Annotated in this window: 21 protein-coding genes and 2 pseudogenes; 10 read left to right on the top strand and 13 right to left on the bottom strand. The window is 70.3% G+C overall.

Features of this window, described 5'->3' with window-relative positions; translation table 11 throughout:
- Positions 1-52 precede the first annotated feature (52 nt).
- On the bottom strand, positions 53-406 hold the full coding sequence (locus ACFE7F_RS01250) for a DUF1622 domain-containing protein (protein WP_375402006.1): 354 nt from the start codon (positions 404-406) through the stop codon (positions 53-55).
- 173 nt (positions 407-579) lie between these two features.
- Here ACFE7F_RS01250 and ACFE7F_RS01245 point away from each other — a divergent pair, with 173 nt between their 5' ends.
- Positions 580-2124, top strand: a complete 1545-nt coding sequence (locus ACFE7F_RS01245) for a Na+/H+ antiporter (protein ID WP_375402005.1) — start codon at positions 580-582, stop codon at positions 2122-2124.
- Between the two features lie 2 nt (positions 2125-2126).
- On the opposite strand, the gene ACFE7F_RS01240 is transcribed toward ACFE7F_RS01245, so the two are convergent.
- Positions 2127-4616, bottom strand: a complete 2490-nt coding sequence (locus ACFE7F_RS01240; RefSeq protein WP_375402004.1) for an ABC transporter permease — start codon at positions 4614-4616, stop codon at positions 2127-2129.
- Positions 4613-5305, bottom strand: coding sequence for an ABC transporter ATP-binding protein (locus ACFE7F_RS01235; RefSeq protein ID WP_375402003.1), 693 nt, complete (start codon positions 5303-5305; stop codon positions 4613-4615). The genes ACFE7F_RS01240 and ACFE7F_RS01235 overlap by 4 nt, the downstream gene beginning before the upstream one ends.
- A gap of 74 nt (positions 5306-5379) precedes the next feature.
- Between ACFE7F_RS01235 and ACFE7F_RS01230 the strand changes: the two genes are divergently transcribed.
- Complete coding sequence (locus ACFE7F_RS01230) at positions 5380-5991, top strand: arylesterase (protein ID WP_375402033.1); 612 nt, start codon at positions 5380-5382, stop codon at positions 5989-5991.
- A 158-nt stretch (positions 5992-6149) separates the two neighbouring features.
- On the opposite strand, the gene ACFE7F_RS01225 is transcribed toward ACFE7F_RS01230, so the two are convergent.
- The 4 genes from ACFE7F_RS01225 to ACFE7F_RS01210 all read right to left on the bottom strand — a co-directional run bounded on the left by ACFE7F_RS01225 (position 6150) and on the right by ACFE7F_RS01210 (position 11759).
- The gene (locus ACFE7F_RS01225) at positions 6150-8492 is read right to left on the bottom strand and encodes a TonB-dependent receptor (RefSeq protein ID WP_375402002.1); all 2343 of its coding nucleotides are present in this window, start codon (positions 8490-8492) and stop codon (positions 6150-6152) included.
- 63 nt (positions 8493-8555) lie between these two features.
- The gene (locus tag ACFE7F_RS01220; protein WP_375402001.1) at positions 8556-9794 is read right to left on the bottom strand and encodes an MFS transporter; all 1239 of its coding nucleotides are present in this window, start codon (positions 9792-9794) and stop codon (positions 8556-8558) included.
- A gap of 13 nt (positions 9795-9807) precedes the next feature.
- Positions 9808-10854, bottom strand: a complete 1047-nt coding sequence (locus ACFE7F_RS01215) for an LLM class flavin-dependent oxidoreductase (RefSeq protein ID WP_375402032.1) — start codon at positions 10852-10854, stop codon at positions 9808-9810.
- An 11-nt stretch (positions 10855-10865) separates the two neighbouring features.
- The gene (locus ACFE7F_RS01210; protein WP_375402031.1) at positions 10866-11759 is read right to left on the bottom strand and encodes an aldo/keto reductase family oxidoreductase; all 894 of its coding nucleotides are present in this window, start codon (positions 11757-11759) and stop codon (positions 10866-10868) included.
- A 30-nt stretch (positions 11760-11789) separates the two neighbouring features.
- Between ACFE7F_RS01210 and ACFE7F_RS01205 the strand changes: the two genes are divergently transcribed.
- A complete protein-coding gene (locus tag ACFE7F_RS01205) occupies positions 11790-12878 on the top strand; it encodes a Gfo/Idh/MocA family protein (protein ID WP_375402000.1) in 1089 nt (362 codons plus the stop codon).
- Positions 12875-14281 (top strand): FAD/NAD(P)-binding protein, encoded by a 1407-nt coding sequence (locus ACFE7F_RS01200; protein ID WP_375401999.1) that lies wholly within the window; start codon positions 12875-12877, stop codon positions 14279-14281. Before ACFE7F_RS01205 ends, ACFE7F_RS01200 begins: the two co-directional genes overlap by 4 nt.
- Here ACFE7F_RS01200 and ACFE7F_RS01195 read toward each other — a convergent pair.
- Positions 14278-14901 carry a PRC-barrel domain-containing protein gene (locus tag ACFE7F_RS01195; RefSeq protein WP_375402030.1) on the bottom strand — a complete coding sequence of 208 codons (624 nt, stop codon included), beginning with the start codon at positions 14899-14901 and terminating at the stop codon, positions 14278-14280. The two genes, ACFE7F_RS01200 and ACFE7F_RS01195, sit on opposite strands and share 4 nt — an antisense overlap.
- A gap of 104 nt (positions 14902-15005) precedes the next feature.
- Between ACFE7F_RS01195 and ACFE7F_RS01190 the strand changes: the two genes are divergently transcribed.
- Positions 15006-15896, top strand: coding sequence for a haloalkane dehalogenase (locus tag ACFE7F_RS01190; protein WP_375401998.1), 891 nt, complete (start codon positions 15006-15008; stop codon positions 15894-15896).
- On the opposite strand, the gene ACFE7F_RS01185 is transcribed toward ACFE7F_RS01190, so the two are convergent.
- Complete coding sequence (locus ACFE7F_RS01185; protein WP_375401997.1) at positions 15893-16210, bottom strand: hypothetical protein; 318 nt, start codon at positions 16208-16210, stop codon at positions 15893-15895. The two genes, ACFE7F_RS01190 and ACFE7F_RS01185, sit on opposite strands and share 4 nt — an antisense overlap.
- Positions 16211-16234: 24 nt before the next feature.
- On the opposite strand from ACFE7F_RS01185, the gene ACFE7F_RS01180 reads away from it, so the two are divergent.
- Together ACFE7F_RS01180 and ACFE7F_RS01175 are read left to right on the top strand one after the other, a co-directional pair.
- On the top strand, positions 16235-17302 hold the full coding sequence (locus tag ACFE7F_RS01180) for a serine hydrolase domain-containing protein (RefSeq protein WP_375401996.1): 1068 nt from the start codon (positions 16235-16237) through the stop codon (positions 17300-17302).
- Between the two features lie 167 nt (positions 17303-17469).
- Positions 17470-19632 carry a penicillin acylase family protein gene (locus tag ACFE7F_RS01175; RefSeq protein ID WP_375401995.1) on the top strand — a complete coding sequence of 721 codons (2163 nt, stop codon included), beginning with the start codon at positions 17470-17472 and terminating at the stop codon, positions 19630-19632.
- Here ACFE7F_RS01175 and ACFE7F_RS01170 read toward each other — a convergent pair.
- Positions 19629-20852 carry a cysteine desulfurase-like protein gene (locus ACFE7F_RS01170; protein ID WP_375401994.1) on the bottom strand — a complete coding sequence of 408 codons (1224 nt, stop codon included), beginning with the start codon at positions 20850-20852 and terminating at the stop codon, positions 19629-19631. The genes ACFE7F_RS01175 and ACFE7F_RS01170 overlap by 4 nt on opposite strands.
- A 122-nt stretch (positions 20853-20974) precedes the next feature.
- On the opposite strand from ACFE7F_RS01170, the gene ACFE7F_RS01165 reads away from it, so the two are divergent.
- Both ACFE7F_RS01165 and ACFE7F_RS01160 read left to right on the top strand, forming a co-directional pair.
- Positions 20975-21400 carry an organic hydroperoxide resistance protein gene (locus ACFE7F_RS01165; protein WP_375401993.1) on the top strand — a complete coding sequence of 142 codons (426 nt, stop codon included), beginning with the start codon at positions 20975-20977 and terminating at the stop codon, positions 21398-21400.
- A gap of 3 nt (positions 21401-21403) precedes the next feature.
- The gene (locus tag ACFE7F_RS01160) at positions 21404-22468 is read left to right on the top strand and encodes an NAD(P)-dependent alcohol dehydrogenase (protein WP_375401992.1); all 1065 of its coding nucleotides are present in this window, start codon (positions 21404-21406) and stop codon (positions 22466-22468) included.
- Positions 22469-22471: 3 nt separating this feature from the next.
- Here ACFE7F_RS01160 and ACFE7F_RS01155 read toward each other — a convergent pair whose 3' ends face one another.
- The 3 genes and pseudogenes from ACFE7F_RS01155 to ACFE7F_RS01145 form a co-directional block, all read right to left on the bottom strand.
- Positions 22472-22624, bottom strand: coding sequence for a hypothetical protein (locus tag ACFE7F_RS01155; RefSeq protein ID WP_375401991.1), 153 nt, complete (start codon positions 22622-22624; stop codon positions 22472-22474).
- 150 nt (positions 22625-22774) lie between these two features.
- Positions 22775-22879: pseudogene (locus ACFE7F_RS01150) on the bottom strand (PEPxxWA-CTERM sorting domain-containing protein); the annotation flags it as partial.
- A 30-nt stretch (positions 22880-22909) separates the two neighbouring features.
- Positions 22910-23707 (bottom strand): annotated as a pseudogene (locus ACFE7F_RS01145) (DUF4394 domain-containing protein); the annotation flags it as partial.
- A gap of 203 nt (positions 23708-23910) precedes the next feature.
- Here ACFE7F_RS01145 and ACFE7F_RS01140 point away from each other — a divergent pair.
- Positions 23911-24120: a hypothetical protein gene (locus ACFE7F_RS01140; RefSeq protein WP_375401990.1), complete on the top strand. Its 210-nt coding sequence runs from the start codon at positions 23911-23913 to the stop codon at positions 24118-24120.
- Positions 24121-24185: the final 65 nt, after the last annotated feature.

The following is a 24185-nucleotide window of genomic DNA, read 5'->3' as shown; positions in this document are numbered from 1 at the left end:
CGCTCGCCCGCGCGCGGCGGTCGCGCGCCGACCGAATGGCAAGCGGCCTGCCCTACCCGGTCGGCCGCCCTCCCTTGCCCTGCCAAGGCCAGCGCCCCTCGATCTCCACCTCCAACGAAAAGCTCAGGAACGTCCGGATCAGGACGATCCCGGCGAGCACGGCCAGGCTGTCCAGCGTCGGCTCGATCGCGACCGTGTTGACGATGTCGGCCGCGACCAGGAACTCGAGCCCGAGCAGGATCGATCGTCCCAGGTTCGACCGGAACCGGTCGATCAGCGCCTCCCTCCCGCCCCGCCGCCCTACCAGACCCAGCGCGAACGCCGCGAGCGATCCGAACGCGCCGATTACGATGATCGCCACCCCCGTTACCTCGACGGCGCGGGTGACCCACTCGATCCATGCCATCGTGGAATCCTTCATCGCGGTCCAACGCGCCGACGTCCCGGTCGTGTTCCGACGGCCGGAAACAACGATCCCAACCACTTGGCCGGAACCCCCGCAGCCGTTCACGCGCTGGACACCGCGCACGGCGGTCAAGGGGTCCGGTCATACTCATATTCGAACTCCTGCTCGGGCTATTGGCGCTGTGCCTGCTGCTCGCGCATCTGGCGCGCCGCTTCGACGTGCCGTTCGCGGTGCCGCTGGTGCTCGCGGGCATGGCGCTCGCCTTCGTTCCCGGCCTGCCGCCCGTTGAGCTCGAGCCCGAGCTGGCGCTGGCGCTGTTCCTACCACCGCTGCTGCAGTTGAGCGCCTACCGCACCGACTTTTCCGCCTTCAAAAGCCACCTGAGGCCCATCCTTCTGCTCGCGGTCGGCGCGGTGCTGTTCTCCGCCTTCCTCGTCGCGGTCGTCGCCAAATGGCTGGTGCCCGACCTTCCCTGGGGTGCGGCGATCGCGCTCGGCGCGATCCTGGCGCCACCCGACGCGGTCGCGGCCGCGTCGGTGCTCCGCGACCTGAAACCGCCCAAGTCCGTCGTGACGGTGCTGGAGGGCGAAAGCCTCCTCAATGACGCATCCTCCCTCGTCCTGTACCGCGTCGCGGTGGCGGCGACGATCGCCGGGACGTTCGAGTGGGGAGAGACTGCTCTCGCATTCGCGGGCGGGGCGATCGGCGGCGCGGTGATCGGGTATGTGGTCGGACGGCTCGCCATGTGGGTCTTCGTCGCGCTGGACGACACGCTCCACGACATCACCGCCGCCATCCTGGCCGGGTTCGCCGCCTATTTCGCGGCGGAAACGGTTCACGCCTCGGGCGTGATCGCGGTGGTCGTCTGCGGTTTCGTGCTCGGCCGACAACAGCACCACATCTTCACCGCGCGCACCCGGCTGGAGGCGAAGGCGGTCTGGTCGTTCGTCGAGTTCGTGCTGACCAGCCTCGTCTTCATGTTGATCGGCCTACAGCTGAGTGGCATCGTTGAGCGGCTGGAGCGGTACGACTGGTCGCAACTCGGGCTGCTCGCGCTCGCCACGTCGGCGGCGTTGATCGTCAGTCGCTTCGCCTGGGTCTTCTTCATCGCCTGGGCGCCCCGCCGCCTGTCCGCTCGCCTGCGCGAGCGCGATCCGATGCCGCCCGCGGCGCATCTGACCGTCATTTCCTGGGCGGGAATGCGAGGCGTCGTCAGCATGGCGGCGGCGCTGGCGTTGCCCGTGAACTTCCCGGGGCGCGACATCATCCTGTTTCTCGCCATCTGCGCGATCTTCGTGACGTTGGTGGTGCAGGGGACCACGCTCGGCCCGCTCATCCGCCGCTTGGGCGTTACCGAGCCCGAAGCCGAAGGGCCTGCACCCGAACAGATGGCCGCGCGGCGTCAGGTCGCGGAGGCCGCGCTGGAAGCGGTGGAGGACAACCTCCACCATCCGGAGCACGGCGCGGCGGCGGTTGATTTGATTCAGGAATATAAGGAGCGCGTCGACGAGGCGGTCGCGGTGGAAGACGGTCGCGAGCCCGAGCGCGAACATGCGACGCAGAGGCTCCGTCTACGGATTGAGGCTCTGGAGGCCGCGCGTGCGAAGCTGATCGACGGACGTGAGGAGCATGACGTAGCGGCGCTGACGCTGCTGACGGAGGAGCTCGACCTGCAGGAGGAACAGATCCGCCGCGAAATGGGCGAGACCACCGCCTGAACCTAATCCTCCCGGAGAGCCTCCGCCGGACGGACGCGCAAGGTGGCCAGATTGCCGAGCACGCCCACCGCCATCGTCACCCCGGTCGCGGCCGCCAGCGTTCCGGCGATCGCCCAGGCATCGGGCGCGAAGGGCAACTCGAACACCCGGGTCACGGTGAACCATCCCGCGCCGAGCCCGACCGCCAGCGCCACCCCGGCGAGGAGCAGCGACAGCAGCCCATATTCGATCGCCTGCGCGCCCAGCACCTGCGCGCGCGTCGCCCCCAGCAGCTTCAGGATCACCGCGTCGGCGCGCCTGGCGCGCGCGGAGGCGGCGACCGCGCCGACGAGCACCGCGATCCCCGCCGCGATCGTCGCCGCCGCCGCGATCCGGATGGCCAAGGCGATGCGGCCAAGCAGCTCGCCGATCTGCCCGATCACGTCGCCGACCCGCACCAGCGTCACCGACGGCAACGCCTGCGCCACGACGCGCGCGACCCGGCCGTCGTTCGCGGGCTGCGAATAGACCGACGCGAGCAGGCCGTGCGGCGCTTCCTCGATCAGCCCGGGGGAAAAGACGATCGCGAAATTCAGCCCCAGCCCGCCCCAGTCGATCGTGCGCAGCGCGGCGATGGTCGCCGGCACCTCGACGCCGAGCACGAGCACCGTGATCCGGTCGCCGACCTTCAGCCCCAACGCCTCGGCCGCGCGGCCCTCGAGCGAGACGAGCGGCGGGCCCCGGTAGTCGGCAGGCCACCAGCGGCCCGCGCTGACCGCGTTGCGCGGGGGGACGGTGGCCGACCAGGTGATGGTGCGGTCGCCGCGCAGCACCCACGCGCCCTCGGGCAGGTCGCCCATCTCGTCGACGCGGCGGCCCTTCAACGCGACGATCGAACCGCGCAAGGAGGGCGTGACCTCGATCCGCCCGCCGCCGGCTTGCGTCACGGCGGTGCGGAAGGCGAGCGCATCGTCGGGCTGGAGGTCGAGCGCGAAGAAGCGCGGAGCCTTGGCGGGGGCGGTCGATCGCATCGCGTCGCCCAGCGAGGAATTGATCGCCGCGAGCGCCACGAAGATCGAGAAGCCCAAACCCAGCGCCACCACCAGCCGGTCGGTCTGCGCGCCGGGTCGGTGCAGGTTCGCGAGCCCCAGCCGAAGCAGCGTACCGCGCGGACGCGGCGCGCGGGCGGCCAGCCATTTGACGCCCAAGCCGACGAACCAGAGCGCGACGATCAGCCCCGCCACCCCGGCCGTGAACCAAGCCGCCAGCCGCCGGTCGCTCGCGGTCAGCACGGCGAGCGCGACGAGTCCCGCCGCCAGCAGCGCCATCGCGCCGAGCGTGCGGAGCGGGGGCAGGCGGCGCTGGGCGACCGCGCCGCGAAGCAGCGTCGCGGCGGGCACCGCGCGAGCGCGGGCGAGCGCAGGGAGCGCGAACAGCAACGTCACGATGACGCCGAGCGCGGCGGCGAGCAGGAGCGGAGCGGGGTACAGCCCAGCGCGCGGCGCGATCGGCAACGCGTCGCCCGCCAGCGCGGTGACGATCGCCGGGGTCGCCGCGCCGATCAGCAGCCCCGCCCCGATGCCCGCGCCCGCGACCAAGCCGAGTTCGATGAGGAAAGTTGTCGCGATCAGCCCCGACTTGGCCCCCAAGACCTTCAAGGTCGCAATCACGCGGGTTTTGCCCGCCAGGTAGGCCGACACGCCGCTGCCCACTCCGACCCCGGCGATGGCGAGCGCGGCCAGCCCGACGAGCAGCAGGAACTGCCCGAGCTGGCCGATGCCTCGCCTTAAGCCGCCGCCGGCGTCCTCGGACGTGCGCGCCGACCAGCCCGCATTCGGAAAGCGCCGCGTCGCCGCCTCGCCGAGTGCGCTCGCGCGCTCTGGGCGGGGCAGGACGACGCGGTAACGGCTGGTGTAAAGGCTGCCGGGCTGGACCAGTCCCGTCCGGTCGAGCGCGGGCAGGTCGACCAGCACGCGCGGCCCCAGGCTGAAGCCCTCGCCCAGGCCGTCGGGCTCCGTCGCGATCACGCCCGCCACCCGGAAGCGCGCCACGCCGATGCGCAAAGGATCGCCGACGCGCAGACGCAGGCGGTCGGCGAGCGCGCGCCCGACGATCACGCCGTCGCCGCTCGGGCGCGGCGCGCTCGCGCCGGGCTCGACGGCGAAGCGCCCGACCAGCGGCCAGCGCGCATCCACCGCCTTCAGGTCGATCAGCGCCGGTTCGCCGTCCGAGGGTTCGGCCATGGCGCGCATCGACACCGACTCCGACATGCGGCCGAGCGACGCGAAGGCAGCCGCTTCCTCGACGGTGGCGCGGCGTTGCGACACGCGCAGCTCCAGGTCGCCGCCCAGCAACGTGCGCCCCTGCGTCGCGAGCGCGGCCAGCATGCTCGCCGACACGCTGCCGATCCCCGCCAGCGCGGCGGTGCCCAGGAACAGGCATAGCCCCAATAGCACCAGCCCCCGGCCGCTTCGCCGCAAATCGCGGAGCGCCAGCGTCCAGGCCAGCCTCATCGGGCGGTCGTATCCGACACGATCCGCCCGTCGCCCAGCGTGATCACCCGCGCGCACCTCGCCGCGAGGTTCGGATCGTGGGTGATGACGAACAGCGTCGACCCCGCGTCGCGACCGCGCGCGAACAGCAGGTCCATCACCTCCGCGCCCGTGGCGGTGTCGAGATTGCCCGTCGGCTCGTCGGCGAAGAGGAGGGTGGGGCGGGGTGCCAGCGCGCGCGCGACCGCGACGCGCTGCTGCTCGCCGCCCGAAAGCTGCGCGGGATAGTGCGTCAACCGGTGCGCCAGGCCGACCGCGTCGAGCTCCGCCTCCGCGCGCGCCCACGCGTCCGGCGCGCCGCCGAGTTCGAGCGGCACCGCGACATTCTCCAGCGCGGTCATCGTCGGGAGCAGGTGAAACGCCTGGAGCACGATGCCGATGCGCCCGCGCCTGGCCACCGCCAGCGCGTCCTCGTCGAGCGCCGCGAAGTCGAGCCCCGTCACCTCGACCGATCCGCCGGTCGGCCGCTCGAGCCCCGACAGGACGGCCATCAAAGACGACTTGCCCGATCCCGACGGGCCGAGCAGCGCCACCGTCTCTCCCGGGTCGACCGACAACGTGACGCCGCGCAACACCTCCACGCTGGCGGGCGGACGACCGAGCGTGAGGGTGACGTTGCGCGCGTCGATGACGGCGCTAACTGGGGGCAATGGTCGGAACGGGGAGGTCACTGGTGACGCGATATGGGACGTGGGGCCGGCTTGTCCACTTGGCGGCGCTGCTGATGCTTCCGGGCGCAGCATTGTTTGCGCTGCCGAGCGCGGCGGCGGCCTCGCCCGAGCGGCCGCTGATCTGGGCGTTCGGCGACAGCCTGTTCGCCGGATACGGCTTGCGGCCGCGCGAGGGCTTCGCGCCGCAGCTCCAGGGTGCGCTCCGCCGCGCCGGGGTCGCCGCCGAGGTGCGCAACGGCGGCGTGTCGGGCGACACGGCGGCGCAAGGGAGGGCGCGGCTCCTGTGGGGTCTGCGGGGGTTGGGCGTACGGCCCGACCTCGTGCTGGTCGAGTTGGGCGCGAACGACATGCTGCGCGGGCTGCCCCCTGCGCAGGTCGAGGCCAATCTCGACCGCATCGTCGTCGAGCTCAAGCGGCGGCGCATTCCCGTGCTGCTGGTGGGCATGCGCGCGGCCGCTAATCTCGGCCCCGACTACCGTCGCCGTTTCGACGGGATCTACGCGCGCGTCGCGCGGCGGCACGGTGTCCCACTCTATCCGTTCCTGGGCGAGGGCGTCGCAGGGAACCGCGCGCTGTTCCAGGCCGACGGCCTCCATCCCAACGCGCGCGGCGTCGGGCTGGTGGTCGCGCGGATGCTGCCGGCCGTCCGGCGCGCGCTGCCCTGACTCCTATTCCTCCCCCGGAGGGGGAGGGGGACCGTTCGCGTTCTTCACGCGAATGGTGGAGGGGTAGCTCTCGACGGGGTCAGGCTTAGCTATGTCGAGAGCTACCCCTCCGTCACGCCTTCGGCGCGCCATCTCCCCCCCCCGGGGGAGGACAAGCCTCAGAAGTTCACCCGGCCCGTAAGCCCGTAATACCGGTCCGCCTCGCGCGGGATGATGTAGCGGTACGCGCCGCCCGGCCCGCCGCTCGTGATCGACGCGGCGAAGCTTTCATCGAACAGGTTGCGGACCTGCGCGGTCAGCTTGAACCGGTCGTTCGCCTCGATCACCGAGGCGGCGAGGTTGACCAGGCCGTAGCCGCGGATCGTCGTCGCCGCGCGGATGGCCGGGTTGGCGTCGAACTGCGCCAGCTGGCTCGACTGGTACGCCGCGTCCGCACCCAACCCGAAATCGACCGCGCCGCCGGTGCGGATGCGGTAGTCGGCGGCCAGCGACCCCTTCCATTTGGGAGCGTAGCCCAGCCGCGTGCCGGCCGGGATCACGCCCGTCGTAACGCCGTTGGTGGGGACACGGAACCGGTCCACCCTGGCGTCGGTATACGCGACGCCGCCCGACAGGTTCAGGTCGGGCACGGGCCGGAACAGCAGGTCGAGCTCGCCGCCGCGCGTCGATATCTCGCCCGCGTTGGTGAAGCGCGTGACGAGCACGCCCGCGACGAGGTCGGGGTTGTTCGCCTGGAAATTGTCGTACTTCGCATAATAACCTGCGACGTTCAGCACCAACCGTCCGTCCAGGAAGGTGGTCTTGAGCCCGCCCTCGTAGCTGTCGGCCGTTTCCGGCTCGATCGGGTTAGTGCCCGTCGCGTTTAGGTTGAAGAACACGTTGAAGGCGGGACCCTTATAACCGCGCGTCCAAGAGGCGTAGGCGGTCGCGGCCGGCGCGAGGTCGAACTGCGCGCCCGCCTTGCCCGACCAGTTGTCGTTGGTGGTCTTGCCCCGGAACGGCCCGAAGCCGGCCTGGATGCCAGGCCCCGCCAGCGTGGTCACGCGCTGGTGGAAGACGGACAACTCGTCGTTGGTGTAGCGGACGCCGCCGATCAGCCGCAGCCGATCGGTCAGGTTCAGCTCGCCCTGGCCGTAGAAGGCAAGGTTCTTGAAGGTCGACCCAAAATTCGCCGTGCCGCTCGGGAAAGTCGAGGGCGGCGCTCCCGGGGAGCCGCAAGGTACCAGCATCGCGGGGCGTGGATCAGCGTCGCACACCACGTCGCGGCGCGTGAAGGTCCGCTCGGTGAAGGCGCGCGAATAGAACGCACCCACGGTATAGGTGAAGAACTGGTTCGCCGGCGAGGTGATCCGCACCTCTTGCGTGAAGGTGTCCGATACCTGCGGGCCATCGTCGTGCAGCTGATTCAGGTTCTGACGACCCGGCACCGGCGGCATTCGCGGCACCTGCAACTGGTCCACGAACGCCTGCGGCAGGAAGTCGCCGTCGCGGATCTCGCGGTTATCGTATTCGCGGTACGACGTGATCGCCGTCACCGTCTGTTCGCCGAGCGTCGCGTCGACCTGAAACGACCCGCCCCAGCTCTTCTCTGTCGTGCGGGTGATCAGGTCCTGCGCGAGCCGCCGCGTCCGGTCGCCGCGCGGGGTCGGCAGCGCGCCCGCGACCGGCCCGGCGGGCGCAGTGCCGATCACCTCGCCGCAGCAATCGTCGTCCGACTCGCGGTAGTCGCCGATGAAGGTCAGCGTCAGGTCGGGCGTCGGCTCGACCAGGACGATCCCGCGCACGCCGTAATGTTCGTATCCGTTGACGCGGTTGCCATACACGTCGTTGCGAATGTTGCCTTGATACGTCCCGTAAAAGCCGGTGAAGCGGCTGCGCACGATGTCGCCCAATGGTAGGTCGAGCGCCACGCGCGTGCGGTATTCGTCGCCGTTGCCGGTGAAGAAGCCGCCCTCGACATAGCCGCCGAGCGTCTCGCCCGGGCGCTTGGTGACGATGTTGACCACGCCCGCCGACGCGTTCTTGCCGAACAGCGTGCCCTGCGGCCCGCGCAGCACCTCGATCCGCTCGATATCGATCAGGTCGCTGAACGCTTCGCCCGCGCGGCTGAAAACGACGCCGTCGACCACCGTCGACACCGACGGCTCGCCCGCGATCGAGAAGGTCGAGGTGCCCACCCCGCGCAGGAACAGCGATTGGTTGATCGCGGTGCCCGATTTGCGGAAGTTGAGGGTAGGGACGAGATACTGCGCGTTCTCGATATTGACCGCGCCCGACGCCGCGATCGCCTCGCCCGAGATGACGGTGACGGCGATCGGGACGTCCTGCAGCCGCTGCTCGCGCTTCTGCGCGGTGACGACGATGTCGGCGGGTGTGGTCGAGGTGGTCTCGTCGGGCGCGGTGGTCGGCCCGGTCGCCTGCGTCTCGGCGGCCGATTGCGCGACGACCGGCGCGGCGGTCGTGGCCAGCAGCGCCGCGATCAGGCTCGTGGTCGTTTTCATGCTCTCTCCCCGTCTGACTTGCGCGTCCTAGCTCCCCACCTGTCGCGGGTGAACAAAGAAGCGCTACCCCACCGCCAACCTGGATGCGGGGCCCGAACGCGGCATGACCAGCCGAAACCATCCATATGCCAACAGGTACGACACCGCCGCGAAGGCGAATAGCGGTTGATAGCCGAGACCCGCCGTCAGCACGAGACCGGTGGCGTACACCACGCCCATGCCGCCGATATTGCCGCAGAACGACCCGAAAGCGGTCACCCGCCCGACCTTGGCGCGCGGCACGACGTCGGTGATGACGGAGAACAGGCTGAGCGAAAAGCCCTGGTGCCCCGCCAGGACGAGCCCCATCATGATCGACACCGGCCAGAAGCTGTCAAGCCGAAGCACCAAAGGCACGGGCAGCACGATCAGCGCGGAGACGAGCATGACGGTGCGCCGCACCCGCGCCGGCGCCCAGCCGCGCTCGATCAGCCGGGTGGAAATCCACCCCGCCAGGAACGCGCCGCCGCCCGAACCGGCGAACGCGATCGCCAGCGGCACCGCAAGCTCGGCGGTGGAGAGCCCATATTCGCGCCGGTAGAAGTCGGGCAGCCAGAAATTCAGGAGCCACCAGGTCGAGTCCGAAATCGCCTTGGCGATCACGATCGCCCAGGTGCGCCGATCGGACAGGATGGGGCCATAAGGCCGGCCGTCATCCGAATAGTCGGCATCCGCGAGTTCGGCGCGGTCGTCGAACCGGATGCCGCGCGCGGCGACCAGCCACGCGCCCAGCGTCACGAACCCGCCGACGCCCGCGAACACCAGCGCTCCCCGCCAGCCGACCGTCGCCGCCAGAACGGGCACGCCGAACGGCATCAGGATCGTGCCCGCGCCCGCGATCGCGGTGCCCAGCCCGATCGCGAAGGAACGGCGAGCGGGTGCGAACAGGGTCGCCACGGTCTTGATCGACAGCGGCGTCTGCACCGCCTCCGTCGCGCCCAGCCCCAGGCGGGCGGCAACCACTTGGGCGCCCGACCGCGCCCAGCCATGCGCCATCGCCGCAATGCTCCAGGCAGTGACGCCCACGATCACCGACCGGAGGACGCCTAGCTTGTCGATCATCCAGCCAGTAAACAGGAACGACAGCGCGGCGGCGAATTGGGTGACGGCAGCCAGCTCGCCGAACTGCGCGTCCGTCCAGCCCAGATCGGCGGAGATGTCGGGTTTCAGGATGGCGATGACCGGGCGGTCCATCGCGTTGAATATTCCGGCGACACACAGCAGGCCATAGAGCGTCCAGCGCCGCGCCGGGGTGATCGTCACAGGAGGCGGGCGATCACAGGATCAGCGGTCCATGCTCGATCCGGGGGAGCACGTGGCGCGCGAACAGGTCGGCCTCGGCGGCGTGCGGGTATCCCGACAGGATGAAGGCGTCGATGCCCTCCGCGCGGTAGGCGTTCAGCTTGGCGAGCACCTGGTCGGGATCGCCGACGATCGCCGCGCCGCAACCCGATCGCGCACGGCCGATGCCGGTCCAGAGGTTGTCCTCGATATACCCCTCGTTCCCGGCCGCCTCGCGCAACTCGGCCTGGCGCGCTACGCCCGCGCTGGCCGCATCGAGCGACCGCGCGCGGATCGCCGCGCCCTCGGCATCGTCCAGCTTGGACAGCAGCCGGTCGGCGGCCGCCCGCGCCTCCGCCTCCGTGTCGCGGACGACGACATGGACGCGGTAGCCGAACTTCAACGTCCGGCCGTGCTTCGCAGCGCGTTCGCGGAGGTCGGACATGATCGCGCGCACGCTCTCCATCGTGTCGGGCCACATCAGATAGACGTCACAGCCCTTGGCCGCAGCTTCGCGCGCGGCGGGCGAAAGGCCGCCGAAATAAAAGGGCGGGCAGCGGCCCGACACCGTGCCGATGCGCGGTGGATCGACGTTCAGCTTGTAGAACTCGCCGTCGAGATCGAGATGCTGGCCGTCCAGCAATGTCCGGAGCGCCCGCATCGCCTCCACGGTCCGGCGGTAGCGCGGTTCGCTGTCGAGCTTCTCGCCGGGTAAGTCCGACGAGATGATGTTGACCGTCAGCCGTCCCCCTAGCATCCGGTCGATCGTCGCCAGCTGGCGCGCGAGCTGGGGCGGCCAGCTTTCCCCGATCCGAACCGCCATGAGGAGCCGCATGTGCTTGAGCATCGGCGCGATCGCGGCGGCGAAGGCGGTGGTGTCGATGCCCAGCTGATAGCCCGACGGCAGCAGGATGTTGTCGAACCCGCCCGACTCCGCCTGCATGGCGATGTCACGGCAATGCTCCCAGCTGGATTTCAGCTTATCGTCGGGGACGCCCAGAAACTCGTAATCGTCATCGCACAACGCCGAGAACCACGACATTTCGCAAGGCGTCACGGCAGCTTCTCCCCCGTGCCCGCCTGCATCACCGCGTACCATTGCTCGCGCGTCCATTCGACCTTGAACGCGTCCGCCGACGCGCGGACGCGGGCGGGGTTCTGCGACCCGACGATCGGGATCACCCGCGCCGGGTGCGCCATGACCCACGACAGCGCCGCCGCCGTCCCGTCCACCCCGTAGGTCGAGCCCTGCTCCGCCAGCAGGCTGCCCGCGGGCGTGTCGCCCCCGACCAGCCGCCCGCCGCCGAGCGGGGACCAGGCGAGCACCGCGACGTCGTCCGCCATCGCCTGGTCGAGCGTGCCGTCATACAACGACGCGACCTGGAGCGCCGAGAACTCCGGCTGCGTCGACACGATCGGCACGTCCAGGAACCGCTGCAGCGCGGACAGCTCGGCCGGGGCGTGGTTCGACACGCCGAGCGCCCTGACCTTGCCCCCCTCGACCGCGCGGGTCAGCGCGCCCGCGACCTCGTGCGGATGCGTCAGGAAGTCGCGGCGGTGGATCTGGTACAGGTCGATCACGTCGATCCGCAGCCGCCCGAGCGACGCGTCGATCGCCGCCGTCAGATATGCCGCGCTCGAATCGTAGGGCGCGGGCGGCGTGATCCCGCCCTTGGTCGCGATCACCATCCGGTCGCGCAGGGACGCGTCCTCCGCCAGCGCCCGCCCGAACAGCGCCTCCGCCGTCCCGAAGCCCGGCCCGCCGAAACCGTATATGTCGGCGGTGTCGAAGAGCGTGATCCCCGCCTCGAACGCAGCGTCGATCAGCGCGCGGACGGGGGCGGTGTCCGTTCCCTCCAGCCGCCACATGCCCCAGGAGATGGGCGATACGGTCAGTTCGCTCTTGCCGAGCGGGCGTGGTTCGCGTGAAGGGCGGATCGTCGTCATGGCACGGGTCATGACATAGGGCGAGTAACGATGGTAGCTCCGATCAGGTACGGCGTGGTGGGGACGGGGATGATGGGGGTCGAACACCTCCGCAACCTCCTGATCACGCCCGGCGCGGAGATCGTCGCGGTCGCCGATCCGACTCCCGCTTCGCTGCAATGGGCGACGACGGCGCTCGGCGACCGGGCGGAGGGCGTCGCGCGGTTCGACACGGTCGAGGCGTTCGCGGATGGGGCGCAGGTCGACGCGGTGGTCGTAGCCTCGCCCAACCACACCCACCGTGCGGTGCTGGAGCGGTTGTTCGACAAGGATGTCGCGATCCTGTGCGAAAAGCCGCTCGCCACCACGCTCGCCGACGCGCGCTGGATCGTCGAGCGCGCCGCGACCCATCCGCGCCCGTTCTGGACCGGCATGGAATACCGCTTCATGCCCCCCGCCGCCGAGTTCATCGCGCAGCTGCATGGCGGCCGCATCGGGACGCTCCGCATGCTCGCTATGCGCGAGCACCGGTTCCCGTTCCTGCCCAAGGTCGGCGACTGGAACCGGCTGAGCCGCAATACCGGCGGGACGATGGTGGAGAAATGCTGCCATTTCCTCGATCTGATGCGGCTTATCACCCGGTCGGAGCCGGTGCGGGTCCATTGCTCGGGTTCGATGGACGTGAACCATCTGGACGAGGAATATGGCGGAGAGCGGCCCGACATCATCGACAACAGCTTCACCACCGTCGACTTCGCGAACGGAACGCGTGCGATGCTCGATCTGTGCATGTTCGCCGAAGGCGCGGCGCACCAGGAGGAGATGTCGGCCACCGGCGACCGTGCGCGGTTGGACGTGCTGATCCCGCCGGGCGACCTCGTCTTCTCGCCGCGCGTCGACTGGCGTGGGCCCAAAGCGCCCGAGCGTACGCATATCGAGGTCGACCGCGCCGCGCTCGACGCCGGATCGCACCACGGCGCGACCTTCTACCAGCACCGCGCCTTTGCCGCCGCGGTGCGCGGGGACGGGCCGGTCCAAGTGACTGCGCATGATGGGCTGATGGCGGTCGCGATCGGTATCGCGGCCGAGTTGAGTGCGCGCGAGCGCCGCGTCGTCGAGATGAGCGAGCTCGATCTGTGAACGCGCCGGTATGCATAGGGGCGCGCATCGCCCCCCGCATCGCGAAGCCGGGCGATCACGTGCTGATCGTCGGCGGCGGCTTTTCCGGCACGCTGCTGGCGATCAACCTGCTGCGTCACGAGGGACCGCGCGCGACGCTGATCGAGCGCCGCCCGTTGCAGGTCGCGCGCGGCGTCGCCTATAGCGCCGCGCATCCGAGCCACCTGCTCAACGTCCGCGCGGGCAACATGAGCGCGCTGCCCGACGAGCCCGACCATTTCGTCCGCTGGCTGGGGGCGCGGGGCGAAGGCGGCCGAACCAGCTTCGTGCCCCGGACCACCTACGGCGCTTATCTGCACGAAATGCTCGGCGCGGCGTGCGAGCGCGCGCCCGGCCGGCTGCGACTGATCGAGGGCGAGGCGGTCGATCTGGCGCATGACGGCCAGGGGGTGGCGGTGACGCTGGCCGACGGTGCCGCGATCGCGGGCGACGTGGCGGTGCTCGCGGTCGGCAACCTGCCGCCGCACGACCCGCCCGGCCTCGGCGCGGACGCGCTGCCGTCCTCCTGCTATAGCGCGGATCCGTGGGCTGCCGATATCGGCGACGGATTGACCGATGACGACACGGTGGTCCTCGTGGGCACGGGCCTGACCGCGGTTGACGCCGCGCTGCTGCTCGATGCGGGCGGTTTCGGGGGGCGCATCCTCGCGCTCTCGCGCCGTGGCCTCGCGCCGCATCGTCACCAGGACGGCCTGCCGCACTGCGATCCCGTGCTAGAACGTCCGTCCGGCCCGCTGTCGGGGGTCGTCGCGCATGTCCGCGCGCGCGCGGCCGCGTCGGGCTGGCGCACCGCGGTCGACGAGCTGCGCCCGATGACGCACATCATGTGGGGCGCGGCGACCGGGCCCGAGCGAGCGCGCTTCCTGCGCCATGCCCGTCCCTATTGGGACATACACCGCCACCGGCTGGCCCCCGCCATCGCCGACCGGATCGACGCGCTGGTGAGCGAGGGGCGGTTGACCTTCGCGGGCGGCAAGCCCGTCGGGATCGAAACGCAAGAGCGCGGCGCGACGCTGCGCTGGCGTCCGCGCGGGACGAACGAGGTCGTCGAGACCCGCGCCGCGCGGATCGTCAATTGCACCGGACCGCAGGGCGACCTGCTCCGCTCCCGCGAGCCGCTGCTCCGCCGCCTGCTCGATGTCGGCGCGATCCGGCCCGACCCCCTGCGGCTCGGCCTGGATGTCGACGCGCAGTCGCGGATCGTGGGCCGGAGCGGGGACGTGTCCGACCGCCTCCACGCGATCGGCCCCATGACGCGCGGCGGCGTGTGGGAGATCGTCGCGGTGCCCGACATCCGCTGGCAGAGTTGGAACCTGGCGCGCAGGCTGTCGAACGCGCAGTGGGTCGGCGGGGAGGGGCTCTAGCTCGCCATCGCCAGTCGCGGTCCGCGGTGCGGCGGATAGCGCGCCGCCACCGGCAGCGCGCTCGGCCAGCGGTCCGCTTCCAGTACCGGGAGAGCGGCGAACTCGGCCGCCGATAGCTGCGCCACCACCCCTCCGGGCGTCAGCTCGACCGCGTCCGGGTCAAGCGGGTGCAGCTCCTCGCCCAAGCCGCCGACGCCGCCCCGGCTTGCCACCAAATAGACGATACCCCGCCCGTCGCGGCTCAGCATCACGTCCACCACCGATCCGATCCGATCGCCGTCGAGGTCGGTGATGGGCGCGGACACCAAGGTGCAGGCGGATAGGAGGCTTGGCCCCTCCGTCCGCTCCGACCGCTTCATCGCGCGCCTGCCACCGTCGCCGAACCTGGCCTGTCGCCCCAGCCACCGCCAGATCCCGAGCAGGTTCACCGCCGTCAGGAACACGTTCGAAAGCAGCAGCTGCTGCTGGCCGGTGACCATCCCCAGGATCGACCAGCTGATCGAGCCGACGGTGAATACCACGAAGCCCCAGCCGGTGATGCGCGCGCCGAGATTGGCGGCCGTCATCAACGCCGCGGTGCACGTCGCCACGAGCGCGACCCAGCCGGTAACATCTTCCATCACGTGCCTAACGTGACCCGTGCGGCGTGCGTTCCCTCGCGCGCCGTCTGGCGCTGGCGAAACGGGCCGTTAGGCTCCGGCCCGACCTTCGGAGGAGCACACCCATGCACGTCCTGCGTACGCCCGACCACCGCTTCGCCGACCTGCCGGGCTATCCCTACACGCCCCGCTATCACGAGGTCGGCGAGGGCTTGCGGCTCCACTATCTCGACGAAGGTCCGGCGGACGCGCCGGTCGTGCTGATGATGCACGGCCAACCCAGCTGGTCGTATCTGTACCGCCGCATGATCCCGCCCGTCGTCCACGCGGGATCCCGCGTGCTCGCGCCCGACCTGATCGGCTTCGGCCGGTCGGACAAACCTGCCGACCGGAACGCCTACACTTACGAGAACCATGTCGCCTGGATGCTCGAATGGCTGGATGCCCGCGACCTGTCGGACGTCGTGCTGTTCTGCCAGGATTGGGGCGGGTTGATCGGGCTCAGGCTCGTGGCGGCGCGGCCCGATCTGTTCGCGGGCGTAATCGCGGGCAATACCGGCCTGCCCGACGGCCAGGGCATGTCCGACGCGGTCGCGTCCTGGATCCGGTTCAGCCAAGCCGTGCCGGAACTGCCGATCGGCGGCATCCTGCAGGGCGCGTCCGGTCGCACACTCACGGACGCGGAAGTCGCCGCCTACGACGCGCCGTTCCCGGACGAGACCTACAAGGCGGGCGCGCGCGCCTTTCCGCTGCTCATCCCGCTCACGCCGGAGCACGCGTCGGTCGCGGAGAACAAGGCCGCTTGGGCCGTGTTGGAGCGTTGGACCAAGCCGTTCGTCACCTGCTTCAGCGACGCCGACCCGATCACCGCGGGCGGCGAGCGCGTGTTCCAGACACGGGTTCCCGGCTGCGCGGACCAGCCGCACCGCACGATCGCAGGCGGTGGGCACTTTCTTCAGGAGGACGCGCCGACCGAGTTGGCCGAAATGATCATCGAGCTTCGCCGCCGCGTCTAGAGCGGGTCGGGCTGGCATCCCAGAAGCGGATCGAAGCGTGCGGTCCTGCTCACCAGAAGCGGCACCGACGCCGTAACAGCTTTGGCGGCGGGATCGTCGGTCAGTCGGATCAGCTCCATGCCGGGCTCGAAGTCGGCGGGGCAGCCGCCGATCGCGCGGCCGCCGATATACCGGCAGGCGCACCCGACCCGCGCGGCGTAGCCCACGCCCAGTTCCAGCTGCGGCCGCATCCGGTCGGCATAGGCGACCGCGCCGCCTAACGTCGCCAGCAGCGCCACCGGCCCCCCGATCCCGATCGCTCGTCTTGCTTTCATAAAACCGAAGTTTAGGCTCCGTGCATGCGCAAGGGAAGCGTCCTCCTCGCCGCCATTCTGGCGTGGCTCGCTACCGGGTCGAGCGCCGATATCCCGCCGCGAGCCGACCCGATAACCGCCCCGTTCTTCGCTCCCGGACAGGGCGACACGCGCGCGGTGTTGATCCTTGATAACGGTCGGATCGCCGCCAAGCGCTACGCACCGGGCTATGGGGACGGAAACCGCTTCATCAGCTGGTCGATGAACAAGACCGTGACCGCGATGCTCGTGGGCGCGCTCGTCGCCGACGGGCGCCTGACGCTCGACGCGCCCGCGCCGGTTGCCGAATGGCGCGGTGCGGGCGATCCGCGCGGGGGCATCACGCTCCGCCACCTCCTGACCATGTCGTCGGGGCTGCATCATACGGAGGTCGGCCGGCCGGTCGAGAATTCGGACACCAACCAAGTGCTGTTCGCCGGCGGCACCGGGAACATGGCCGCGCGCGCGATCGCGCAGCCGCTGGAGGTCCGCCCGGGGAGCAGGTTCGAATACAGCTCGCTCACCTCGGTCATCCTGTCGGAGATCGTCACCTGCGCGCTGACGCCCAGCCCCGATCCGCGCGCGCGTGCCAAGGCCTATCGCCGCTTCGCGACCGAGCGCCTGTTCGCGCCCGCGGGCATCCGCAGCGCGTTTCTGGAGTTCGACGGCGCGGGCACGCAGGTCGGCGGCTCGCTCCTCCATATGACGCTCCCCGATTGGGGACGGTTCGGGACCCTGCTGCTCGACGGGCGCAGCCTCGCCGGACGCCGCGTGATCGCGCCGGATTGGCTCGCCTTCATGAAGACACCGTCCGCGACCGACCCCGGCTATGGCGGTCAGACTTGGCTCAACCGCGCGCGTCCGGGCACCCGCCCGATGTTTCCCGGCGCGCCCGCGACCGTCGCCAGCGCGGAGGGGCATCTGGGCCAGCACGTCACCGTGTCCCCCGACAGCGGCTCGGGCCGCGGCGTCGTGATCGTCCGGCTGGGCAACACGCCCGACACCCCCGTCCGCCCCGACACGCTGCTGATCGCGCGGACGCTGGCGCGGCACTTTCGCCGGGGGCGAAAATAGGCCTGTCCTACAACGGCGCGAGCTGCCACCCGATTCGCTCCACGAGACTGGGCGACGTCGGAGCCGCGATCACGTGTCAACCAGTGTCAACTTTTCGAGATCGGAGCCGCCATGCCGTATGTCCCGAAAGGCCGGATCGCGGCTCGCATCGAGCGCGGTCTCGACCATTGGAACTCGGCGCGGCGCTCTGCCCGCTTCTCCTGACCGCCCTGGTCGCCGTCGCGGGACCGGCCCTCGCGCAGGCCGTCGCGCCGCGCGACGTAACGATCACCCGCGACGATTGGGGCATCGCCCATATCCGGGGTCGCACCGACGCCGATACGGTGTTCGGCATGATGTACGCGCAGGCGGAAGACGACTTCCCGCGGATCGAAGCCAACTATCTGACCGCGCTCGGCCGCACGGCGGAGGCGGAGGGCGAGGCGGCGCTGTGGGCAGACCTGCGCGCGCGGCTATGGAACGACCCGGACGAACTGCGCCGCGAGCACGACCGTGCGCCCGCCCGGCTGCGCCGCCTGACGATCGCCTGGGCCGATGGGCTGAACCATTATCTCGCCAAGCATCCGGAGGTGCGCCCGCGCGTCCTCACCCGGTTCGAGCCTTGGATGGCGCTGTCCTTCACCGAGGGGAGCATCGGCGGCGACGTCGAGCGTGTGCCGCTGTCGCAGCTCCAGGCCTTCTACGACCGCCGCGAGGTGGCCTGGACGCCGCGCGAGCGCGGGCTCGTCGCCGCCGAGCCGAGCGGCTCCAACGGCATCGCCATCGGGCCGACGCTGTCGGCGAGCGGCCATCCGCTGCTGCTCATCAACCCGCATACCTCCTTCTTCTTCCGCGCGGAGCAGCAGGTGACGAGCGGCGAGGGGCTGAACGCCTATGGTGCGGCGACCTGGGGCCAGTTCTTCATCTATCAGGGCTGGAACGAGACGGCGGGCTGGATGCACACCACCAGCGGCGTCGACGCGGTGGACGAGTTCGCCGAGGAAATCGTGCGCCAGGGCGGCCGCATATCCTACCGCCATGGCAGTGCCGAGCGCGCGGTCGAGACTCGCCCCGTGACGCTGCGATACCGCGCCGCCGACGGCACGCTCGCCACGCGCAGCTTCACCACGTATCGGACGCACCACGGGCCGATCACCCGCGCGGAGAACGGCCGCTGGATCGCCACCGCGCTGATGCACAAGCCGGTCGCCGCGCTCACTCAAAGCTACGAGCGCACCAAGGCCCGCGATTACGACGCCTTCGTCCGCGTCGCGCGGGCGCAGGCCAACTCGTCCAACAACACGTTGTTCGCCGACGCGCGGGGGACCACCGCGCTCCTGCTGCCGCAGTTCGTGCCCCGCCGCGACGTGCGCTTCGACTATACCAAGCCCGTGGACGGCACCGACCCCGCCGCCGACTGGGGCGGACTCCATGCGCTCGGCGAACTGCCGCGCATCGTGAGCCCGCGCGCAGGCTGGGTCGTCAACACGAACAACCATCCCTGGAGCGCTGCGGGAGCCGACTCGCCGCGCGCCGCCGCATATCCCCGCTATATGGACGGCTTCGGCGAGAACCCGCGCGGCCTGCACGCGCTGGCGCTGCTGGGCCGGGCCAAGGCAGTGACGCTGCCCGGCCTGATCAACCTGGCCTACGACCCCGCGCTACCCGCCTTCGACATCCTGCTGCCCGCACTCTTCGCCGCGCACGACGCGCTCGTGCCCGATGACCCCCGCCGCGCGGGGCTCGCCGATCCGGTGGCGTCCTTGCGCGCCTGGGATCGCCGCTGGGCCGCCGCCTCGACCGAGACCTCGCTCGCGGTATTCTGGGCCGAGGCGCTGTGGGCCGCGACCGCCGCGCCCGACCCGCCCGTCGGCCTCGCCCGGTACGAGCTCGCGGCGCGCGCACCCGCCGACGTCCAGCTCTCAGCGTTGCAGGCGGCGGTCGACCGGCTCACGCGCGACTTCGGCGGGTGGCGCACACCCTGGGGCGAGATCAACCGATTCCAGCGCCTGACCGGCGACCGCCTCCAGCGGTTCGACGACGCGGAGCCGAGCATCCCTGTGCCCTTCACCTCCGCACAATGGGGGTCGCTCGCCGCGTTCGGGGCGAAGGCCTGGCCGGGAGCCAAGCGCTATTACGGCACGCTCGGCAACAGCTTCGTCGCGGCGGTCGAGTTCGGCCCGCGCGTCACCGCGCGCGCCGTCTCGGCGGGCGGGCAGAGCGGCGACCCGGGCTCGCCGCACTTCGCCGACCAGGCCGAACGCTATGCGGGCGGCCGTCTGCGCCCCGTCTATTTCCACCCGGAGGAATTGTGGGGGCATGTGACGCGCCGCTATCGGCCCGGCGACTAGAGCGCGTGCAGCGCCGCGACCAACCGGTCCACCTCGTCCGCGGTGTTGTAGTGGCACAGGCCCACCCGCACGAGCCCGCCCGCGTTTTCCAGCCCTAGTCGCCGCACCGCCTCGACCGCGTAGAAATGCCCGGACCAGGCGAAGATGCCGCAGGCCGCCAGATGCGCCGCCACCGCCTCGGGCCGGTGCCCCGCGATCGTAAAGGCGAAGGTCGGCACGCGTCCCTCGATTCCCGGCGGGCCCCACGGTCGCAGGCCCGGAACGCTCGCCAGCCCGTCCAGCATCCGCGCGCTCAGCCCCTCCTCATAGCCCGCGATCCCGCGCATCGCGGCGAGCAACCGTCCGCGCCGCCCGTTCGCGCCGGGCGCGATCTCCTCGCCCAGCCATTCCAGATACTCGATCGATCCGAGCACGCCCGCCTGCCCCTCGAAAGACGGCGTCCCCGTCTCGAACCGGTGCGCGGGCGGATCGATCGATGCGGGGCGGACCTTGTACGCCTCCAGCCCGGCCATCAGCTCGGCTCGACCCCACAGCACGCCCTGATGCGGCCCGAACAGCTTGTAGGGCGAACAGGCGAGCAGGTCGCACCCCAGCTCGCGCACGTCGATGGGCAGATGCGGCGCGAGTTGCACCGCATCGACGAACACCAGCGCATCCGAATGGGCGCGCACCGTGCGCACGACCTCCGCCACGTCGTTGACGGTGCCCAGCGCATTGCTCGCACCGCCGACGGCCACCAGTCGGGTGCGGTCGCTCAGCAGCTCCGGAAGGGTGTCCAAACTCAGCCGTCCGATCGCCGGGTCGAAGTCGATCCAGCGGACTTCCATCCCACGGTCGGCCGCGACCTGCAGCCACGGCGCGACGTTGGCGTCGTGATCGAGCCGCGTCACCACCAGCTCGTCGCCCGCCGTCCAGCACCGTGCCAACGACCGGCTCACCGCCAACGTCAGGCTCGTCATGTTCGCCCCGAACGCGATCTCGCCCGGCTCGCCGCCCAGCAGATCGGCGACCGCCGCGTGCGCCTCGTCGCTGAGCTCGTCGGTGTCGCGCGAAGTGGCGAAGCACCCGCCCGAATTGGCGGTGCCCGTCTCCAGATGCCGCACCATCCGCGCGATCGCCTGTCCGCAGACCTGCGTGCCGCCCGGCGCGTCGAAATACACCCGGTCGGGGACGGACAGGGCGGGAAAGCGCGCGCGGACCGCGTCGATGGGAAAAGGCATGCCGTCCCTAATGCCGCTTCCGCGCGCCACGGTCACCTCGTCCGCTCAAGTTTTTCAGGCGCGGACGGCACCGCCCGTGCGGGTCGACCGTTCAGGAGGTCATCGTTCCAAGGAGCTTCCCCATGCCCGTCGACGTCATCTACAAGACCAGCGCCACCGCGACCGGCGGCCGCGACGGCTCCGCGCGTTCCGACGACGGATCGGTCGACGTCAAGCTCGTCGTGCCCAAGGAGATGGGCGGTCCGGGCGGCGACGGCGCGAACCCCGAAAAGCTGTTCGCCGCCGGCTATTCCGCCTGCTTCCTGGGCGCGATGAAGGCGCTGTCGGGCAAGGTGGGCGTGCCCGTCCCCGCCGACGCCACCGTATCGGCCCAGATCGGCTTCGGTCCGCGGTCCGAGGGCGGATACGGCATCACCGCCGACCTGACGATCGCCATGCCCGGCACCGATCGCGCGGACGCCGAGCGACTGGTCCATGCCGCGCACGAGGTCTGCCCCTATTCAAACGCTACCCGGGGCAACATCGATGTCGGCCTGACGGTCGCCTGATCGATGCCCAGCGCCGCCAGCGGCTACGCCGCCCATTCCGCCCAGACGCCGCTCGCGCCTTTCTCGTTCGAGCGTCGCGATCCGGGGCCTCGGGATGTCGCGATCGACATCCTGTTCTGCGGCGTCTGCCATTCCGACCTGCATACCGCGCGCAGCGAGTGGGACGGCACGCTGTTCCCGTGCGTCCCGGGCCACGAGATCGTAGGGCGGGTGACGGCGGTGGGCGGGGAGGTCGCCGACCTTTCGCCCGGTGACACGGTCGGCGTCGGCTGCATGGTCGACAGCTGCCGCACCTGCGCTTCGTGCCGGGACGGCGAGGAGCAATATTGCGAGGGGACGGGGTTCGTCGGCACCTATAACGGCGACGATCCCGTCATGGGCGGCCATACGCTGGGCGGCTATTCGGACCGGATCGTCGTGGACCGCGATTTCGTGCTCAGGGTACGGCATGATGAGGCCGACCTGGCGGCGGTCGCGCCGCTGCTGTGCGCGGGCATCACCACCTACTCGCCGCTGCGCCACTGGAAGGTCGGGCCGGGCCACAAGGTCGGCGTCGTGGGGCTCGGCGGCCTGGGACATATGGGCGTCAAGATCGCCCGCGCGATGGGGGCGGAGGTGGTGGCGTTCACCACCTCGCCCGGCAAGCGCGACGACGCGTTGCGGTTGGGCGCGCACGATGTCGTGGTGTCGAAAGACGCGGAGCAGATGGCGGCTCAGGCGAACAGCTTCGACTTCATCCTGAACACGGTCGCGGCGTCGCACGATCTGGACCGGTTCATGCGCCTGCTGAAGCGCGACGGCACCATGACGCTCGTCGGCGTGCCCGCGACGCCACATCCGTCGCCCGCGATCGGCGAGCTCGTCTTCCGCCGCCGCCAGTTGGCGGGATCGCTGATCGGCGGGATCGCGGAGACGCAGGAGATGCTCGATTTCTGCCGCGAGTACGGGCTGACCGCCGATGTGGAGGTGATCGCGCCCGACCGGATCAACGAGGCGTTCGACCGCATGGAGCGCGGCGACGTGAAATACCGCTTCGTGATCGACATGGCCCCGCTGCGCGCCGGATAAGCGTCAACCAGTCAGGGAGGCAGTCACCGCGCGCAGGAACGCGGACAAGGGCTCGCGCAGGATCAGCACCGCCGCGACGAAGGCGATGGGCCACCGCAGCACGTCGATCATGCTGACGACGAACTGCTTGCCGTCCATCCCGCGTCTGTCGTCCATGCGTCGTCCCCTTGAACCGTGTTCATGCCAACGCGCGGGCAACGCGAAAGGCGGCGCGGGGCGTAACTATGGTTACCGGCATAAGGGAAAAGGGCCGCTCGCGCGACGAAGCACGCGAGCGGCCCTTAGCCATCTAACCGTCGGGACGCGTCAGGCGATCGCGCCTACGGGATGTCGACGACGGCGCAGCGCGGCACCCATCAAACCGACCCCGGCGATCATCATCGCCCAGGTGCCCGGCTCCGGCACCGCGGCGGCGAGATCGGCGGTGGTGATTCCGCGAATGTTGCCCACGCCGATCGCGCCCCGGCTGGTAGCGACACCGCTCGTAAGATCGACCGAATAGAACAGGTCGTTCGCCGCCAGATAGGCCTGGTTCGTCCCGCCCGAGAACAGGATGTCGAAGCCGACCTGCGACGCGCCGGTCAGCGCGACGCCGAGCGGGGAGAACGGCATGTCGGCCAAGTTCGTACCTACATAGGTGCCGTCGTTCGGGCTGAGGCTACGGACCAGAGAAGACGATAACGCGTCGATTCCGTACAGCACCGTGCTCGTCGCGCCGGCGAAGCTGTTGGTGTAGGCCGCGCCGATCAGATCGTAGGTCGCCGGGCCCGTCATCGCGGGAGGGCTTTTGATCGTCCCGTCAACGATGGTCGCACCCGTCAGCGGATTGATGCGCAGGTTTTGATCGGTGTCGCTCACCAGCCGGATGCGGTCGGGCACCGGGTTGAAGTCGATGCCGAAATTACTGCCTGAAGGTACGGACATCGATCCCGCCGCCCCGGTCGATCCGAGCAGCGTCGCCGCATAGCCGGTGCTCGTCTGGTCGAGCCGGAATACGGAGCCCGTGGTGCTGACGCTGTAGATGATCCGGTCCACCGGGCGAAAATCAATTCCCGTCAGGATTTGGCCCGTTCCAAGGCCGGTGATGGACTGGTCGGACTTGATGACGCCCGGCTGCAGCGGGCTGAAGGTGACGATCCGGTCGTTGCCGACGAGGCCGAAGACCGTCTGCGCGCCAACCGGCGCGGCGGCGATGATGCCCGACAGGAGCAAGGCCGTACCGAACTTCGTGATGAACATCATGGGTTCCCCTTTTCGGCGACCGTCGGGCGCTGGCCGGACGCATTATCTGCCAAGGGTATGTACGGGGGCATCTCCCGCAGGGATGCGGCGTTCGACCGAATTGACGTCATGGTCCCATTTTAGGACGGATCACGGTATTCGCGTCGATCCGCACAGGGTCGTTAAGCCGCTGCTTACCGGTCGGGAGCTACGACCCGCGCATGACGCCGTATGATCCGACCCGCGCCGCCGAGCTGGTGGCAAGCATCCACGCTCCCTGGCGCGCGACGGTGGGCGAATGCCTGTCGCGCTGGGCGGGGCTCGATCCTGCGACCCGCGCGGGCAGCTACCTCATCGTGCACAGCGACGAGCCGGGCAGCCGTCGCACGTTGAACGGCGCACGCATCGCCGAGCTCGCAGCCAACGTCTGAATATCGGACGCGGACCCGGGCGGAGCCGGCCACGACGCATCGCGAATGTCATAAAGCAAGGCTAG

Source organism: uncultured Sphingomonas sp., from assembly GCF_964235535.1.
In the GTDB taxonomy this organism is placed as follows: Bacteria; Pseudomonadota; Alphaproteobacteria; order Sphingomonadales; family Sphingomonadaceae; genus Sphingomonas.
Note: the sequence above shows the minus strand (reverse complement) of the source record. Positions and strands in the feature narration are given on the sequence as shown.